Source organism: Actinosynnema sp. NPDC059335 (assembly GCF_042752395.1).
Classification (GTDB): domain Bacteria; phylum Actinomycetota; class Actinomycetes; order Mycobacteriales; family Pseudonocardiaceae; genus Actinosynnema.
In genome coordinates this window covers 18,546-33,954 of sequence record NZ_JBHYXZ010000029.1, presented here as the reverse complement: position 1 = coordinate 33,954, position 15,409 = coordinate 18,546, and the positions used below count along the sequence as shown (strand labels likewise).

Genomic DNA, 15,409 nt, shown 5'->3' with positions numbered 1-15,409 from the left:
CACCGGTGACGTAGGACGGCGGCACGGCCCCGGGACCGGGGGGGCCCGCCGCCGCCCCCGGGGGGGGGGGGTGGCACGGCGGGGGGGGGCCCGCCCGGGGGCGGCGGGGGGGCGCCTCTGCGCTTGGCCCGAGCGGGGGTCGCCGGGGGGGGGGGGGCCCTACACCCGGTTGGGCGAGGGGTACGGCCCCGCGCGTCGCCGACGGCGGTCAGGAGTGCTTCGGCGAGTCCTTGACCGCCGCTTTGAACACCAGCGCCTCCCAGGGCCGCAGGTCCACCCGGCCGGGTGAGACCAGGGCGTCGTCGGTGTTGGCCAGCACGACGTCGGCGGCGGTCCAGCCGGGTTCCAGCCCGACGCTCTGCGGCGTTCCGCTCAGGTTGGCCACGACGAGCAGGCGGTCGTCGTCCAGGGTGCGTTCGTAGGCGTAGACGTGGGGGTGGTCGGCCAGGAGCATCCGGAAGTCGCCCAGGGCCACCACCGGCAGCGCGTGGCGCAGCTCGATCAGCCGCCGGTAGTGGTTGAAGACGGACTTCGGGTCGTCGTACTGCGCTTCGGCGTTGAGCCAGGCGTGGTTGGGGTTGACCGCCAGCCACGGCTCGCCCGCGGTGAACCCGGCGTTGGGGCTCGCGTCCCACTGCACGGGGGTGCGGGCGTTGTCGCGGCCCATCGCGCGCAGGCCGCGCAGCACGGTCTCCGGGTCCGCGCCGGCGGCCACGGCCTGGCGGTAGTGGTTGAGCGACTCGACGTCGCGCATCTCGTGCACGCCGGCGAACGGGGCGTTGGTCATGCCCAACTCTTCGCCCTGGTAGACGTACGGGGTGCCGCGGTGCAGGTGCAGCACGGTGGCCAGCGCCGTGGCCGACTCGCGCCACCACTCGCCGTCGTCGCCGTAGCGGGAGACGACGCGGGGCTGGTCGTGGTTGTTCCAGTACAGGCTGTTCCAGCCGACGTCACCGAGCGCCGTCTGCCACCGGCCCAGCGACGCCTTGAGGTCGCGCAGGTCCAGCGGCTTCGGGTCGAACTTGCCGCCGGGGCCGTGGTCGAGCCAGACGTGCTCGAACTGGAACACCATGTCCAGCTCGCGGCGGGCCGGGTCGGTGAACAGCCGGGCCTGCTCCCAGGTCACGCCCGGCATCTCGCCCACGGTCAGGTACTCGCCCGACCGGCCCTCGAACACCTCGCGGTTCATCTCGCGCAGGAAGTCGTGCACACCGGGCCGGGTGGCCACGTGGGGGAAGCCGTCGCCGAGCCCGCCGACGCCGGTGGTCGCGCCGTCGGGCAGGTCGGGGTCCTTGGAGATCAGGTTGATGACGTCCATCCGGAACCCGTCCACGCCCCGGTCCAGCCACCACCGCATCATCGCGTACACCGCCTGGCGGACCTCGGGGTTCTCCCAGTTCAGGTCCGGCTGCTTGCGGTCGAACAGGTGCAGGTAGTACTCCCCCGTCGCCTCGTCCAGCTCCCACGCCGGGCCGGAGAAGAACGACTCCCAGTTGGTGGGTTCCGCGCCCGGCTGCCCGGCCTCGAACCCCTCGCGCGGCGGACGCCACCAGTACCAGTCCCGCTTCGGGTTGTCCTTGGACGAGCGCGATTCGACGAACCACGGGTGCTCGTCGGAGGTGTGGTTGACCACCAGGTCCATCACCAGCTTCATGCCGCGGGCGTGCACCTGCGCCAAGAGCGCGTCGAAGTCCTCCAACGTGCCGAACACCGGGTCGATCGCCTGGTAGTCGGAGATGTCGTAGCCGTTGTCCGCGTGCGGCGAGGCGTACACCGGCGACAACCAGATCACGTCCACCCCCAGCCGCTCCAGGTGGTCCAGCCGCGACGCGAGCCCCGCCAGGTCGCCCACGCCGTCGCCGTTGGAGTCGGCGAAGCTGCGCGGGTAGACCTGGTACACCACGGCGGAGGTCCACCACGGGGCCGTCGTCGGGGTCGTCGTCGGGGTCGTGCGGGTCTGGTCGAGAGTCATCAGCCATCCTCACCCGGGTCGTCGGACGTCACGCCTAGTTCACCATCCGACGTGCCGCGTCGCACACGGACGACGGGCGACCGGCGGTGGAGTCCGATGTGGACGGTCGCGTCGAGGGAGGGGCGCGGCGGCGGGGTCAGGAGCGCACGACGGCTGCGGCGGGGCCGGTGTCGGTCGGGTCGGCCGCGGCCACGTCGGCGGGGATGCGCAGCACGACGATGTCGACGTGCTTGCGGATCCGGAAGCCGAGAGACTCGTAGAGCCGGATCGCGGTGGTGTTCGACGCGGTGGCGTGCATCATCGGTTGCTCGCCGCGTGCCCTGATCCCGGCCGCGACGGCCCGGACCAGGCGGGTGGCCAGGCCCTGGCCCCGGTGCGCCTCGTCGGTGCACACGGCGCTGATCTCGGTCCACCCGGGCGGGTGCAGGCGTTCGCCCGCCATGGCGACCAGCGCGCCGTCGCGGCGGATGCCGAGGTAGACGCCCATCTCCACGGTGCGCGGCAGGAACGGACCCGGCCGGGTGCGTTCGACCAGCGCCAGCATCTCCGGCACGTCCGCCGGGCCGAGCCGGACCGCCTCGGCGTCCTCGGCCACGCGCAGCCCCTCGTCCACCAGCTGCACGGCGTGGAAGCGCTCCACCTCCCACCCGGCGGGCGGGGTGTGCGGCGAGGTGATCGGCACCGTCGAGCCGGGACCGGCCAGCGCGGCGAGGTCGGACCAGACCCGCTCGTCCGGCCGGTCGGGCAGGGCCGTGAACGCGCTCACGTCCGGCGGGTAGCGCAGCACCTGCCCGTGCCGCTGGGCGAAGTGGGCGTGCGGTCCGGTCAGCGACGCCCAGACCGGGTTGTCCAACGGCGAAGCCATGCGCGTGTACCCCCAGGTGGTTCGTTCCGCAGCGAATCATGGGGGCCGGGACGACCGCGTGTCCACCCGGCCGTCGCGCCTCCCACGGGTCGGACCGATCGCCCCGCGCCGACACCCCCGCCCGGCACCCCCGCTCAACACCCTCGCCCGACAACCCTGCGCCGACCGCGCCAAGCGGATCGCCGTCCGCCGACCCCTGCGTCGACCGGCCGCGCCACCGCGGGTCGATCACGCCACCCGGCCGCGCTCCAGGCGCAGGCGCGTGCCGGTGAACCCGGCGCGGGCGCGTCGGTCGTGCGTCACCACGACGAGCGCGCCCCGGTAGTCGGCCAGCGCCCGGTCCAGGTCCTCCACCAGTCCCGGCGACAGGTGGTTGGTCGGCTCGTCCAGCAGCAGCAGGTCCACCGGCCGGGTGACCAGCCGGGCCAGCTCGGCGCGCCGCCGCTGGCCGTAGGACAGCTCGCCGACCCGGGTGCGCAGGTCGCGGCGGTCGAACAGGCCCAGGGCCAGCAGCGCGTCGGCGTGCTCGTCGGGGTGACCGGGCAGGCCCTCGGCGAACGCCTCCAGGACCGTCAGCCCCGGCCGCCACGGCGGCTCCTCCTGCCGCAGGTGGCCGACCCGACCGGGCACGTCGACCGTGCCGGCGTCCGGGCGCAGCTCACCGCCCAGCACGCGCAGCAGCGTGGTCTTGCCCGCCCCGTTGGGGCCGGTTACGAGCAGCCGCTCCCCCGGCCGCACGGTCAGGCGCGGCACCCGGAGCCGGTCGCCGACCCGCACGTCCGACAGCTCGGCCGCCCACTCCCCGTCCGTCGCCCCGCCGTCGAGCCGCGCGGAGAACCGCAGCGGCTCCGGCGGCGGGCCCACCGGGTTCCCGACCAGCCGCGCGCGGCGTTCCTTGGCGTTGCGGATGCGGCTCATCGCGCCGTGGACGCGCCCCCTGGCGCGGAACTGACCGGCGCCGAACACGGCCTTCTCCATCTTCCGGGGGATCTCGCCCAACCGCCGGGCGGCCGAGGACAGCAGCCGCTCCTGGCGGGCCAGCTCGGCCCGCCACTCCTCGTGCTCGCGCTGCCGCCGCGCCCGTTGCGCGGCCTTGGCGGCCAGGTAGCCGTCGTAGCCGTCGCCGAACCGGCTCGCGCGGCCCTCCTCGACCTCGACGATGGTCGTGGTCACCCGGTCCAGGAACGCCCGGTCGTGGGTGATCGCGACGACGGTCCCGGTGTGGCGGACCAGGTGCTGTTCCAGCCACGCCACGGCCTGGTCGTCCAGGTCGTTGGTCGGCTCGTCCAGCAGCAGCAGTTCCGGCGCGGAGGCCAGCGTGGCGGCCAGGGCGAGGCGGGACCGCTCGCCGCCGGACAGCGCGCCCAGCGGCCGGCCCCGGTCCAGGCCGGGCAGGCCCAGCGCGTGCAGGGCCACGTCGACCCGGGTGTCGGCGTCGTAGCCGCCCCGCGCCTCGAACCGCTCGACCAGCGCCGCGTAGTGCTCAGGGTCGGCGTCGGGACCGGCCAGCGCGGCCTCCGCCCGGCGCATCCGGGCCTCCAGGTCGCGCAGGTCGGCCAGCGCCAGGTCCACGGCGTCGGCCACGGTGGCGTGCGGCGGCAGGTCGAGCGTCTGGGCCAGGTACCCGATCCCGCCGGGCGCGACCACGGTGACGTCGCCGTTGTCCGCGGCCACCCGGCCCGCGACGATCGCGAGCAGGGTGGACTTGCCGGACCCGTTGTCGCCGATCACGCCGACCTTCTCGCCGGGTTTGACGGTCAGGGAGACCGAGTCGAGCACGACCCGGCCGTGGTAGCTCTTGGTGACTTCGTGCAAGGCCAGTTGCGCGGTGCGCAAGGCAGACTCCTGTTCCCGGCGGGCGACGCCGAGTCATCGGTGTGGAGAGTGGGGAGAGGTCGCGCCGCGGAGCCGTGCTCGACGCGGTCGCGCTACCGATGATCACAGGAAGTACAACATCGCCGGCAAGGTTAACCCGGCCGGGACTGCTCCGTCCAGGTGATCGGCACCACACTGCGCCATCGGTTTGAGTCGTATAGACTCAAACTATGTTCACCAGGGACGAAGCGCTCGACCGCGTCGAACGGGCCGACTCGGCCGCCGACCTGTTCGGCCCGTTCGACCCGGCCCGCAGCCAGGAGGCGCACCGCCTCTACCGCGCCCTCGCCGCCGTCCTGCACCCCGACCGGGTCGGCCCCGCCGACACCAGGGCGCACGCCGCGTCGGCCGAGCTGACCCGGCTCCACCACGAGTGGCGGCGCGGCACACCGCCGGTCGTGCTCCGCACCGACCGCGCCGCCTACCGGCTCACCGACCGCCACGCCGTCGGCAGCGTCGCCACCCTCTACCGCACCGACGGCCCCCACGTGGTCAAGGTCGTCCGCAACCCCGCCCTCAACCCCCTCCTGCACGCCGAGTGGGACGCCCTGCGCCGACTCGCCCGCTTCACCGACGAGCACCGCTGGCTGCGCCCCTACTACCCGCACCCCGTCGACACCTCCGGCGACGTGGCCCGCGGCTCCCGCGCCTTCACCGTCCTGGAACCCCTGATCGACGGGTTCGTCACCCTCGCCGACGTGCGCCGCGCCTACCCGGACGGCCTCGACGGCCGCGACTACGCCTGGATGCACCGCAGGCTCCTGCGCGCCATCGCCGGCGCACACCGCACCGGCCTGGTGCACGGCGCGATCGTCGCCGACAACGTCCTGGTGCACCCCGAACAACACGGCATCGTCCTGATCGGCTGGACGTTCGCGGTCAACGCCGGCGAACGCCTCCTCGCCACCGACAAGACCATCCCCTACCCACCGGAAGTCCACGACGGACGACCCGTCACCCCCGCCACCGACGTCCACATGGCACACACGCTGATGCTGGACCTCCTGGCGGACCGCGAAACCGCGCAACGCACGTTCGCCCGCGGCTGCACGCAGGACGACCCGGACCGCCGGCCCGACGCCGTCGACCTGCTCACCGAATACGACGACCTGCTGGAAAACCTCTACGGCGCACGGACCTTCCGCCCGTTCGCCCTCCCCGGAACAGGAGCCTGACATGGGACACGGCAAGTGGGACGACAACGCCTACGCGGCCGCCCGCACCTTCCGCGCCGCCAAGGGCATCGACGACTTCGGCTACACCGCCGCCCTGCGATCGCGCCCCGCCAAGGAGTGGAAGGCCGACCCCACCCTCGACCCCAAGGGCGTCGTGGCACGCGAGTGCCGCGACTCACCCGACCACGCCGACTCGACCCCCATCGCCGTCCTCTTCGACGTCACCGGCTCGATGGGCCGCGTGCCCCAGATCATGCAGCGCAAGCTCGGCAAGCTGCACGGCCTGCTCCAGCGCAAGGGCTACCTCGCCGACCCCCAGGTCCTGTTCGGCGGCATCGGCGACGCCGACAGCGACCGCGTGCCCCTCCAGGTCGGCCAGTTCGAATCCGACAACCGCATGGACGAGCAACTGCGCACCATCTTCCTCGAGGGCAACGGCGGCGGCCAGAAGAGCGAGTCCTACGAGCTGGCCGCCTACTTCATGGCCCGCCACGTCGTCACCGACGCCTGGCAGAAGCGCGGCCGCAAGGGCTACCTCTTCCTCATCGGCGACGAGCTGAACAAGCCCCGCCTCGAAGCCCGGCACATCCGCCGCGTCATCGGCGACGACGTCAACCAGGACATCGACCCCGCCTCGGTGTACCGCGAACTCGCCCGCAAGTGGCACGTCTACTTCATCCTGCCCAACCAGTCGTCCTACTACCGCGACCCCGCCATCGCCGACCACTGGCGCGACCTGCTCGGCCAGAACTTCCTCAAGCTCGACGACCCGGCCGCCGTCTGCGAACTCATCGCCGCCACCATCGGCCTGGAGGAACGCGTCGTCGACCTCGACCAGGCCATGGTCGACCTCGCCGAGATCGGCTCGGCCGCCGAGAGCGAGGCGGTCGGCAAGGCGCTCGTCCACGTCGGCGGCAAGACCGTCGCCACCACCGCCACTCCCCCGCTGCTCGACGGCCCCGACGACGTGGTCCTCACGTGATGGACCGGCACGTCATCGTCCTCGGCCTCGGCTTCGGCGACGAAGGGAAAGGGGCCGTGGTCGACGCGCTCTGCCACGACCGCCCCGTCACCTCGGTGATCCGGTTCAACGGCGGCGCGCAAGCCGCCCACAACGTGGTCGTCGGCCACCGGCACCACACCTTCAGCCAGTTCGGGTCCGGCACGCTCTCGGGCGTGCCGACCCACCTCTCCCGGCACGTCCTGGTCGAACCGATCGCCCTCGCCGCCGAGTCCCGCGCACTGGCCGACCTCGGCGTCGCCGACCCCCTGCGACTGCTGTCCATCGACGCCGACGCCCTGCTCACCACCCCCATCCACGTCGCCGCCAACCGCGCCCGCGAAGACGCCCGCGGCCACGCCCGCCACGGCTCCTGCGGCAAGGGCATCGGCGAGACCACCTGGTACGGGCTCCTCGCCGACCGCGGCGCGGCGCCCGGCCAGGTGGTCGAGGGCCAGGAGGTCCTCGGCGTGCCCGGCCCGCCGCCCACCGTCGGCGACTGCGCCCACCCCACCGCGCTGCGCGCCAAGCTCGACGCCCTCGCCCGCTTCTACGCGCCCCTGACCGGCGACGGCTTCGCCGTGGACGACCTCGTGGCCCTCTACCGCGACTTCGCCGGCGCGGTCCGCGTCACCACCGGCGACGAGGTCGGCCGGCTCGCCGACCGCGGCCCCCTCGTCTTCGAAGGTGCCCAGGGCGTCCTGCTCGACCAGTGGCGCGGGTTCCACCCCCACACCACCTGGTCCACCGTCACCCCCGACAACGCCCGCGCCCTCCTCGGGCGCCGCCACGCCACCGTGATCGGCGTGACCCGCACCTACCAGACCCGCCACGGCGCCGGTCCCTTCCCCACCGAGGACCACGACGTCCTCGCCCGGTTCCCCGAACGCCACAACGACACCGGCCACTACCAGGGCTCCTGGCGCGCCGGGCACCTCGACGCCGTGCTCCTGCGCTACGCCGTGGACGCCTGCGGCGGCATCGACGCCCTCGCCGTCACCCACCTCGACGCGCCCGACCTCAAGGTCGCCACCGCCTACGACGCGCCCCTGCCCACCGACCCCGCCGCCGACCTCACCGCGTTCCTGACCCACCGCACACCCCTCCTCACCGCTCTGCCCGACCCCCTGACCTGGCTCGAGAACCACCTCGGCGTGCCCGTCCTCGTCACCGGCGCCGGACCCGACCGGGCCGACTACGCGGTGCGCGCACCGGCCCCGCGATGAGTGCGGGACAATCCCGACCATGATCGAGTCGACCCTGGTGTCGGTGGACGTGCTGGCGCTGCGCTTCGACCCGACCGCACGCGCCGTCCTGCTCGGCATCGCGCCCCGCGCGCTCGACCCGTTCGCGGGCGTCCTCGCCCTGCCCGGCGTGCTGCTGGGCAAGGGCGAACGCCTGCGCGACGCGGCCCGGCGCGCGGTCACCGGCAAGCTCGGCGTGCCCGAACGGGCGATCTCCGCCTCCGGCCAGCTCACCACCTTCGACGAACCGTCCCGCGACCCGCGCGGACCGACGCTGTCGATCGCCCTGTGGGCCACCGTCGACCCGGCCGGGCTGTCCGGCGACGGCCCCGTCTGGACCCCGTTGACCGACGTGCCGCCGCTGGCCTTCGACCACAACCGCATCGTCCGCGACTGCCGCCCCCTGCTCGCCGCGCACCTGTGGCGCGACCCCGCCTTCACCGCCGGCCTGCTCGGCCGCGAGTTCACCACCGCCCAAGCCCTCGACGTCACCGAGTCCCTGACCGGCGACCGCCCCTACCCCGCCAACCTCGGCCGCACCATGGAACGGGTGCCCGGCCTCGAACGCACCGCGCAGCACGCCGCCGCGCAGCCGAAGGGCGGCCGGCCGCCGTCGGTCTGGCGCTGGACGTCGTAGCCAGGTCTCAAGATTCACTCGAACGGGTATTGCTCGATCGTTCCCACCGATCGAGGAGGTCGCCATGCAGCCCTACCCCTACCCGTTCATCCCGTGGCTCTGGCGCGAGACCGCGGGCATGGGCAACCCGACCGGCACGCCCGACGCCGACCTCGACGCGCGGCGCGACCGGCCCGACACCGGCCTGCTCGGGTACGAGGTGGAGGCCGTGGACGGGCGCATCGGCGAGATCGACCAGGCCAACGCCGAACTGCCCGCCGACTGCCTGCTGATCGACACCGGCACGTGGCTCACCAGCCACCGCGTCGTCGTGCCGATCGGGGCCGTGGAGCGGGTGGACCACGACGCGCACCGCATCCACGTCGACCGGACCCGGAACCAGATCAAGGACGCGCCGCCGTACGACCCGGACACGTTCGACGCCGACGACTACCGGCAGCGCCTCGCGGACTACTACACCGAGAGCTACCGCAGCACCGCTCCGGCTCAGGGCTAGTTCTCCCGGACCCGGTCCTCATGATCGAGTTTGGTCAACACTGAAGTTATCGAGGCTATTGGACCAGCGGGGCGAAGGACACCACCGGGTGCTCCTCGGTCGACCGCCCGACCGAGGAGCACCGGGTCAGCCGGCCAGCTCCATGATCCGCGCGGCCACTTCGGCGGGCGCTTCCAGCGGCAGCATGTGGCCCGCGTCCTCCACCACCACCGACTCGCCGCCCACCGCCGCGGCCAGCGCCTTGGCGTTCGACTCGGGCACCAGGCGGTCCTCGTCGCCGACGAGCGCGATCACCGGGCGCTCCCCCGCGACGGTCAGCGCGGCCTCGCGGTCGTAGCGGTCCACCGCGGGCCGGAACAGCGCGACGGTCTCCGGCCAGTGCCCCCACACCATGTCCGCGGTGAGGTCCACGTCCTCGTCGCGCGGCTCGTCGCCGAACAGCCACCAGCGCAACCCGGCGGTCTTCGCGGGCTCGATCTTCTCCCGCACCGCCCGCACCAGCGGCCCGAACGCGCGTTCCAGCTCGCGCACCAGCTTGCCCAACGCCTTGGGCCACGCCAACGACGTCTCCGCGAGCCCCGTGGCGGCGGTCGAGACGAACACCACGCCGGCCACCCGCTGCCGGTAGAGGCGGGGGCGTCGCTCGGCCATCGCCATCGCGGCCATGCCGCCCATCGAGTGCCCCGCGATCACCACCCGGCCCTCGGGCACGAGCCGCTCGACCAGCTCGCCCAGGTCGTCGCCGAGCTGCTCGACGGTCGCGGTCTCCTTGTCCGCGGGCGAGGAGCCGCCGTGGCCGCGGTGGTCGTAGGCGATCACCCGCACGGACTCCGGCAACGCGGCCACCACCCGGTGCCAGCTCCGGTGGTCCAGCGCGTAGCCGTGGGCGAGCACCACGGTCAGCTCGGCGTCGGGTGGGCCGCTGCGGGTCACGTTCAGCTCCGCGCCGTCCTCCAGCCGCACCCGTTCGGTCGCCATGCCGCTGCCCCTTCCGTCGTCGGACGTGTGCTTGACCAACGAGTAGCAAGCGCCGACGTCACGCTCCGGGGAGATCAATCCCAGTCGGGTTGGCGAAGCAGGCGCAGCCGGCGGTCCAGCAGGGCGGCGAAGTCGTGCGGGCGGCCGACGACCAGCTCGACGTCCCGGCCGAACGCGCGCACCACGACCACCTCGCCGCCGGGCTCGCCCCGCGCGTCCGCCACCCACACGTCGGTGACCTCGCGCAACGGCACCTCGCCGCCGGAGACGTCCGGGGTGGACGGACCCGTGGTCACGTGCCAGCGCAGCAGCTCGCCGTCGAAGGCGGCGTGCGCGAGCACCGGGTGCCCGGTCGCGTTGCGCACCTGCCGCGACGCGCTGCGCACGCCCAGCGTCGTGCCCGCGATCGCGCCGCCGACCTCGTCCAGCAGCACGGCCCTGGCCCGGCCGAGCAGCACGGCCGCGACCCCCGTGACGACCACGGTCGGCAGCACGGCCGGCAGGTCGGCGGTGAGGAGCCCGACGCCGAGCGCCTGCGCCACGCCCGCGTACGCGACGAGCCCGGCCCACCAGCCGGGCCGCTTCGGGTAGACCCGCCCCAGGAGGAACCACACGGGGACCGCGATCCCGACCGCCAGCAGGAGCCACCCCGGCACGGCCGCGCCGCGCCACGGGGCCGCGAGCGCGACGACCAGGCCGACCACCGGCGGCGCGAGGAACCCGAACCACACCGACGGCCGCACCCGCGCCCAGCGCCGCTCGAACTCGGCCCGCACCGAGGCGTGCGCGTCGAACGGCAACCGCACCCGGCACCACCTCCGGGGATCAGCGTAACGTCACCGATTCGGGCACACCGGGTGACGATCGGCGGCTCACCGCCGACCGGGCAGGCCCAGCGCGTCGCGCAGGAGGGCGACGGCGGGGCGGATCTCGGTGTCGCCGATGTTGCCGTAGCCGAGGACGAGCGCCCGGCCCGCCGACCGCGCCACGCCGCCGTCGCCGCTCGACGTCCGACTCGGTCCGCCCGACTCCTCCGCGCGGTAGTCGTCCAGATCGGACAGTCGCAGCCCGGCGGTCGCCGCGGCGCGGACCGCGCGCGGGGTGTCGACGTGGTCGGGCAGGTGCAGCAGGACGTGCAGCCCGGCGGCCGTGCCCGCGACCCGGCCCTCCGGCACGAGGTCGTCGAGCGTGCGGAGCAGCAGGTCGCGGCGGGCGCGGAAGCGGCGGCGCGCGGCCCGCAGGTGCGCGTCGTACCAGCCGCGGTCGATGAAGGTCGCCAGCGCGAGCTGGTCGAGCACCGGCGGCGCGGCCGCGACGAGGTTCGCCGACCGCAGCGCCGGGGTGAGCGCGGCGGGCGCGACCAGCCAGCCCAGGCCGAGGGCGGGTGAGAGCGTCTTGCTGACCGAGCCGAGGAGGAACACCCGGCCGGGGTCGAGCCCCTGCACCACGGCGACCGGGTGGCGGTCGTAGCGGAACTCGGCGTCGTAGTCGTCCTCGACCACGTAGCCGTCCACCTCGCGGGCCCAGCGCAGCAGCCCCGCCCGGCGGTCCGGCGACAGCACCGCGCCGGTCGGGAACTGGTGCGCCGCGCCGACCACGACGGCCCGCGCGGGCGTGCGCGCCAGGTCGTCCACGCGGAGGCCGTCGTCGTCGACCGGCACCGGGTGCACCCGCAGGCCGGCGCTCGTCGCCGCGTCCCGCAGCCGTCCCCACCCCGGGTTCTCCACGGCCACGTCGGCGATCCCCTCCGCGCGCAACGCGCGGCACGTGCGCACCAGGCCGTCGGAGACGCCGGCGCACACGGACACCGACGCCGCTCCCGCGTCCGCGCCGCGCGAGCGCCGCAGGTACTGCGCGATCGTCGTGCGCAGCACCGCGTGCCCGGCCGGGTCGGGGATGTCGAGGTCGTAGTGGACGGCGGAGCCGATCACCGCGCGGACCGCGTCGGCCCACCGGCGGCGCGGGAACGCCCGCAGGTCGGGCAGGCCCGGCGCGAGGTCGTACCGGACCTTGGGCCGGGCCGGCGGTCGCGGCTCGCGGGCCGTCGTCGGCGCGGACCCCGGCGACCAGGAGACGCGGGTCGCCGAGCCCACCCGGGCGGCGAGGTAGCCCTCGGCGACGAGCTGCCCGTACGCCTCGGTCACGACCCAGCGGGAGCAGCCGAGCTCCTCGGCGAGCGCCCGGCTCGGCGGCACCGCGGCGCCCTCCGGCAGCCGGCCGTCCCGGATCGCGGCGCGCAGCGCGTGCGCCACGCGGTCGTGCAGCCGACCTCGACCGCCGACGTCCAGCAGCGTCGCCCACGCGAAATTGGTCTGGGAAACCACCACGGGATTGGAGCGTACTGCCGAGCCGAATCTCCCTACCGTGGGCCGCATGACGAAGAACCTGGCCCTGGGCGCGATGTTGTTCGGCACGGTCACCGACGAGCGCCGTTCGTTCGAACTGCTGGACCGCTTCGTGGACGCGGGCGGTGTCTGGATCGACACCGCGAACTGCTACTCGTTCTGGGAGCACCCGAGCGGGTTCGGCGGGCAGAGCGAGGCGTTGCTGGGGCGCTGGCTGGCCGCCCGGCCCGGCGTGCGCGACCGGGTGCGGATCAGCACCAAGGTGGGCTGCGAGCCGATCGAGGCCGGTCGGTTCCCGGAGACGGCCGAGGGGCTGTCGGCCGGCGTGGTCAAGAACGGGATCGAGGGCAGCCTCCGGCGGTTGGGCACCGACCACGTCGAGCTGTACTGGGCGCACAAGCCCGACCCGGTGACGCCGCTGGAGGAGACGGTCGCCGCGTTCGACGAGCTGGTGTCGGCGGGCGCGGTGGGTCGCCTGGGCTGCTCGAACTACCCGGTGTGGCAGGTGGAGCGGGCCCGGGCGATCGCGCGGGCGAACGGCCGCGTCGGCTTCACCGCCGTGCAGCAGCACCACACGTACCTGCAACCGCGACCCGGCACGCGGCCCTCCGTGGTGCACCGGTTCGGCGCGGTCGGCGACGAGGTGATCCACTACCTGGAGCACCACGAGGACATGGCGCTGTGGGCCTACACGCCGCTGCTGGGCGGCCGCTACACCCGGACGGACAAGCCGATGCCCGCCGAGTACGACCACCCCGGCACGGTCCGCCGCCTGGCCGCGCTGGACGAGGTCGTGGCCGAGACCGGCGCGAACCGCAACCAGGTCGTGCTCGCCTGGCTGACGGGCGGCCCGGTGCCCGTGACGCCGATCGTCGGCGTCAGCACCGTCGAGCAGCTGGACGACGCGCTCGCCGGGGTGTCCCTGGAGCTGACCCCCGACCAGCGCCGACGGCTGGACGACGCGGCCTGACCGCGCACCGCGACGGCCGGGTTCGTCGGCGAGGGGCCCGACGAACCCGCGCCGCCGGGACCGCACGCGGCGAGTTGATCTTGCGTATACCTAGTTTGCGGCACCCGGATTGTTTACCGGGTGGCGACATTTGATCGTGTGCGTCGAGCGGCCGTCACCTCTCCACCCCCTGCCCGACGGGCGCTCCTCCGGCTGGTGCTCCCACCGGAGACGCACGATGGAGAACCCCGTATGCGAAGGAAGTCCGTCCCCCTGCACGTGGCGGCGACCCGAGCGGCTGTGCTGCTCGCGGCCGCCGCCACCGGCATCGCCACGATGTCCGCCCCGGCGGTCGCCCAGAGCGCGATCCTCGGCGCGAACGAGCCGGGCGCGGTCAAGGACCGCTACATCGTCAAGCTCAAGGACAGCCCCGTCGCCCTGCAGGCGACCTCGTCCGACAAGGCGCAGCGCTACGGCGGCACGCTGCGCCACCGCCTCGACCTCATCAACGGGTTCTCGGTCACCATGACCGAGCAGCAGGCGCGCAGGCTGGCGGCCGACCCCGAGGTCGTGTACGTCCAGCAGGCGCAGCGGATGACGGTGGCCGACACCCAGACCAACCCGCCCAACTGGGGCGACGACCGCATCGACCAGCGCGACCTGCCGTTGAACGGCGCCTACACCTACCCGGCCAACGCGGGCCAGGGCGCGCACGTGTACGTGCTCGACACCGGCATCAACGCGGGGCACACCGACTTCACGGGCCGCGTCTCGACCGGTTACGACTTCGTCGACGGCGACTCGAACCCCGCCGACTGCCACGGCCACGGCACCCACGTCGCCGGTACCGCCGCGGGCACCCGGTTCGGCGTGGCCAAGAAGGCGACGGTGCACGCGGTGCGCGTGCTCGACTGCCAGGGCTCGGGCGCCAACGACGACATCATCGCCGGCATCAACTGGGTGCGCAACAACGCGGTCAAGCCCGCCGTGGCCAACTACAGCATCGGCTGCCGGCAGCGCTGCTCGGACCCGTCGCTGGACAACGCGGTGAAGGCGCTGATCGCCGCCGGCGTGCAGTTCGTCATGGCCGCGGGCAACTCGACCGACGACGCGTGCGGCTACAGCCCGCAGTACGTGACCGCGGGCGTGACGGTCGGCAACAGCACCAGCTCCGACGCCCGCTCCAGCACCAGCAACTACGGCTCCTGCCTGGACATCTGGGCACCCGGCACGAACATCGTCTCGGCCTCGCACACCAGCACCACCGGCAGCGCGACGATGACCGGCACCTCGATGGCGTCGCCGCACGTGGCCGGCGCGGTGGCGGTCTACCTGTCGCAGAACCCGAACGCCACCCCGGCGCAGGCCCGTGACGCGCTGGTCGCCAACGCCACCGCCAACAAGCTGACCGGCATCGGCTCGGGCTCGCCCAACCGCCTGCTCTACACCGGGTTCATGACCGGCGACCCCGGTCCCGGCCCGGACCCGACGGACTGCACCGGGACGAACCCCGACAACGTCACCATCAACGACCTCACCACGGTCGAGAGCCCGATCAGCCTGTCCTGCACCGGCACGGCGTCGGCCTCCAGCACCGTCGCGCTCGACATCAAGCACACGTTCCGCGGCGACCTGGTGATCGACCTGATCGCGCCGGACGGCAGCGCGTACCGGCTGAAGAACTCCAGCAGCACGGACAGCGCCGACAACGTCACCGGCACGGCGACGGTCAACCTGTCCGCCGAGTCCCGCGGCGGCACCTGGAAGCTGCGGGTGCGCGACGTCGTCGCCAACGACGTCGGCTACATCGACTCGTGGACCCTGACCCTCTAGCCACTCCGCGCCGTGGTGGCCCCGGAGCCGGCCGGGGGCC

13 protein-coding genes are annotated in these 15,409 nt (G+C 73.9%); 7 read left to right on the top strand and 6 right to left on the bottom strand.

Annotated features, from left to right (window positions below):
• Positions 1-208: 208 nt before the first annotated feature.
• The 3 genes from ACFXGA_RS12130 to ACFXGA_RS12120 all read right to left on the bottom strand — a co-directional run bounded on the left by ACFXGA_RS12130 (position 209) and on the right by ACFXGA_RS12120 (position 4,673).
• Positions 209-1,972 carry an alpha-glucosidase gene (locus ACFXGA_RS12130; protein WP_378086975.1) on the bottom strand — a complete coding sequence of 588 codons (1,764 nt, stop codon included), beginning with the start codon at positions 1,970-1,972 and terminating at the stop codon, positions 209-211.
• Between the two features lie 136 nt (positions 1,973-2,108).
• On the bottom strand, positions 2,109-2,837 hold the full coding sequence (locus tag ACFXGA_RS12125; RefSeq protein ID WP_378086973.1) for a GNAT family N-acetyltransferase: 729 nt from the start codon (positions 2,835-2,837) through the stop codon (positions 2,109-2,111).
• 228 nt (positions 2,838-3,065) lie between these two features.
• Entirely contained in the window at positions 3,066-4,673 is a 1,608-nt protein-coding gene (locus ACFXGA_RS12120) for a TlrC/CarA/OleB/SrmB family ABC-F type ribosomal protection protein (RefSeq protein ID WP_378086971.1), read from the bottom strand.
• Between the two features lie 209 nt (positions 4,674-4,882).
• On the opposite strand from ACFXGA_RS12120, the gene ACFXGA_RS12115 reads away from it, so the two are divergent.
• The 5 genes from ACFXGA_RS12115 (at position 4,883) to ACFXGA_RS12095 (ending at position 9,264) form a co-directional block, all read left to right on the top strand.
• Positions 4,883-5,887, top strand: coding sequence for an adenylate cyclase (locus tag ACFXGA_RS12115; RefSeq protein ID WP_378086969.1), 1,005 nt, complete (start codon positions 4,883-4,885; stop codon positions 5,885-5,887).
• A 1-nt stretch (position 5,888) separates the two neighbouring features.
• Positions 5,889-6,869 (top strand): hypothetical protein, encoded by a 981-nt coding sequence (locus ACFXGA_RS12110; protein WP_378086967.1) that lies wholly within the window; start codon positions 5,889-5,891, stop codon positions 6,867-6,869.
• Complete coding sequence (locus ACFXGA_RS12105; protein WP_378086965.1) at positions 6,869-8,113, top strand: adenylosuccinate synthetase; 1,245 nt, start codon at positions 6,869-6,871, stop codon at positions 8,111-8,113. Before ACFXGA_RS12110 ends, ACFXGA_RS12105 begins: the two co-directional genes overlap by 1 nt.
• A gap of 19 nt (positions 8,114-8,132) precedes the next feature.
• The gene (locus tag ACFXGA_RS12100) at positions 8,133-8,768 is read left to right on the top strand and encodes an NUDIX hydrolase (RefSeq protein WP_378086963.1); all 636 of its coding nucleotides are present in this window, start codon (positions 8,133-8,135) and stop codon (positions 8,766-8,768) included.
• A 64-nt stretch (positions 8,769-8,832) separates the two neighbouring features.
• Positions 8,833-9,264: a PRC-barrel domain containing protein gene (locus tag ACFXGA_RS12095; protein ID WP_378086961.1), complete on the top strand. Its 432-nt coding sequence runs from the start codon at positions 8,833-8,835 to the stop codon at positions 9,262-9,264.
• 126 nt (positions 9,265-9,390) lie between these two features.
• On the opposite strand, the gene ACFXGA_RS12090 is transcribed toward ACFXGA_RS12095, so the two are convergent.
• From ACFXGA_RS12090 to ACFXGA_RS12080, 3 genes are all read right to left on the bottom strand, one after another.
• Entirely contained in the window at positions 9,391-10,242 is an 852-nt protein-coding gene (locus tag ACFXGA_RS12090; protein ID WP_378086959.1) for an alpha/beta fold hydrolase, read from the bottom strand.
• Positions 10,243-10,316: 74 nt separating this feature from the next.
• Positions 10,317-11,048 carry a hypothetical protein gene (locus ACFXGA_RS12085; RefSeq protein ID WP_378086957.1) on the bottom strand — a complete coding sequence of 244 codons (732 nt, stop codon included), beginning with the start codon at positions 11,046-11,048 and terminating at the stop codon, positions 10,317-10,319.
• A gap of 66 nt (positions 11,049-11,114) precedes the next feature.
• On the bottom strand, positions 11,115-12,569 hold the full coding sequence (locus ACFXGA_RS12080; RefSeq protein ID WP_378086955.1) for a PLP-dependent aminotransferase family protein: 1,455 nt from the start codon (positions 12,567-12,569) through the stop codon (positions 11,115-11,117).
• A gap of 46 nt (positions 12,570-12,615) precedes the next feature.
• Between ACFXGA_RS12080 and ACFXGA_RS12075 the strand changes: the two genes are divergently transcribed.
• Both ACFXGA_RS12075 and ACFXGA_RS12070 read left to right on the top strand, forming a co-directional pair.
• Positions 12,616-13,557, top strand: a complete 942-nt coding sequence (locus tag ACFXGA_RS12075) for an aldo/keto reductase (RefSeq protein ID WP_378086953.1) — start codon at positions 12,616-12,618, stop codon at positions 13,555-13,557.
• 231 nt (positions 13,558-13,788) lie between these two features.
• On the top strand, positions 13,789-15,369 hold the full coding sequence (locus tag ACFXGA_RS12070; RefSeq protein ID WP_378086951.1) for a S8 family serine peptidase: 1,581 nt from the start codon (positions 13,789-13,791) through the stop codon (positions 15,367-15,369).
• The last annotated feature ends 40 nt before the right edge of the window (positions 15,370-15,409 follow it).

Bases quoted from the DNA above. Each gene is read 5' to 3' on its own strand.
- ACFXGA_RS12130 (WP_378086975.1), bottom strand. From the start codon at position 1,972: ATGACTCTCGACCAGACCCGCACGACCCCGACGACGACCCCGACGACG.
- ACFXGA_RS12125 (WP_378086973.1), bottom strand. From the start codon at position 2,837: ATGGCTTCGCCGTTGGACAACCCGGTCTGGGCGTCGCTGACCGGACCG.
- ACFXGA_RS12115 (WP_378086969.1), top strand. From the start codon at position 4,883: ATGTTCACCAGGGACGAAGCGCTCGACCGCGTCGAACGGGCCGACTCG.
- ACFXGA_RS12110 (WP_378086967.1), top strand. From the start codon at position 5,889: ATGGGACACGGCAAGTGGGACGACAACGCCTACGCGGCCGCCCGCACC.
- ACFXGA_RS12105 (WP_378086965.1), top strand. From the start codon at position 6,869: ATGGACCGGCACGTCATCGTCCTCGGCCTCGGCTTCGGCGACGAAGGG.
- ACFXGA_RS12100 (WP_378086963.1), top strand. From the start codon at position 8,133: ATGATCGAGTCGACCCTGGTGTCGGTGGACGTGCTGGCGCTGCGCTTC.
- ACFXGA_RS12095 (WP_378086961.1), top strand. From the start codon at position 8,833: ATGCAGCCCTACCCCTACCCGTTCATCCCGTGGCTCTGGCGCGAGACC.
- ACFXGA_RS12090 (WP_378086959.1), bottom strand. From the start codon at position 10,242: ATGGCGACCGAACGGGTGCGGCTGGAGGACGGCGCGGAGCTGAACGTG.
- ACFXGA_RS12075 (WP_378086953.1), top strand. From the start codon at position 12,616: ATGACGAAGAACCTGGCCCTGGGCGCGATGTTGTTCGGCACGGTCACC.
- ACFXGA_RS12070 (WP_378086951.1), top strand. From the start codon at position 13,789: ATGCGAAGGAAGTCCGTCCCCCTGCACGTGGCGGCGACCCGAGCGGCT.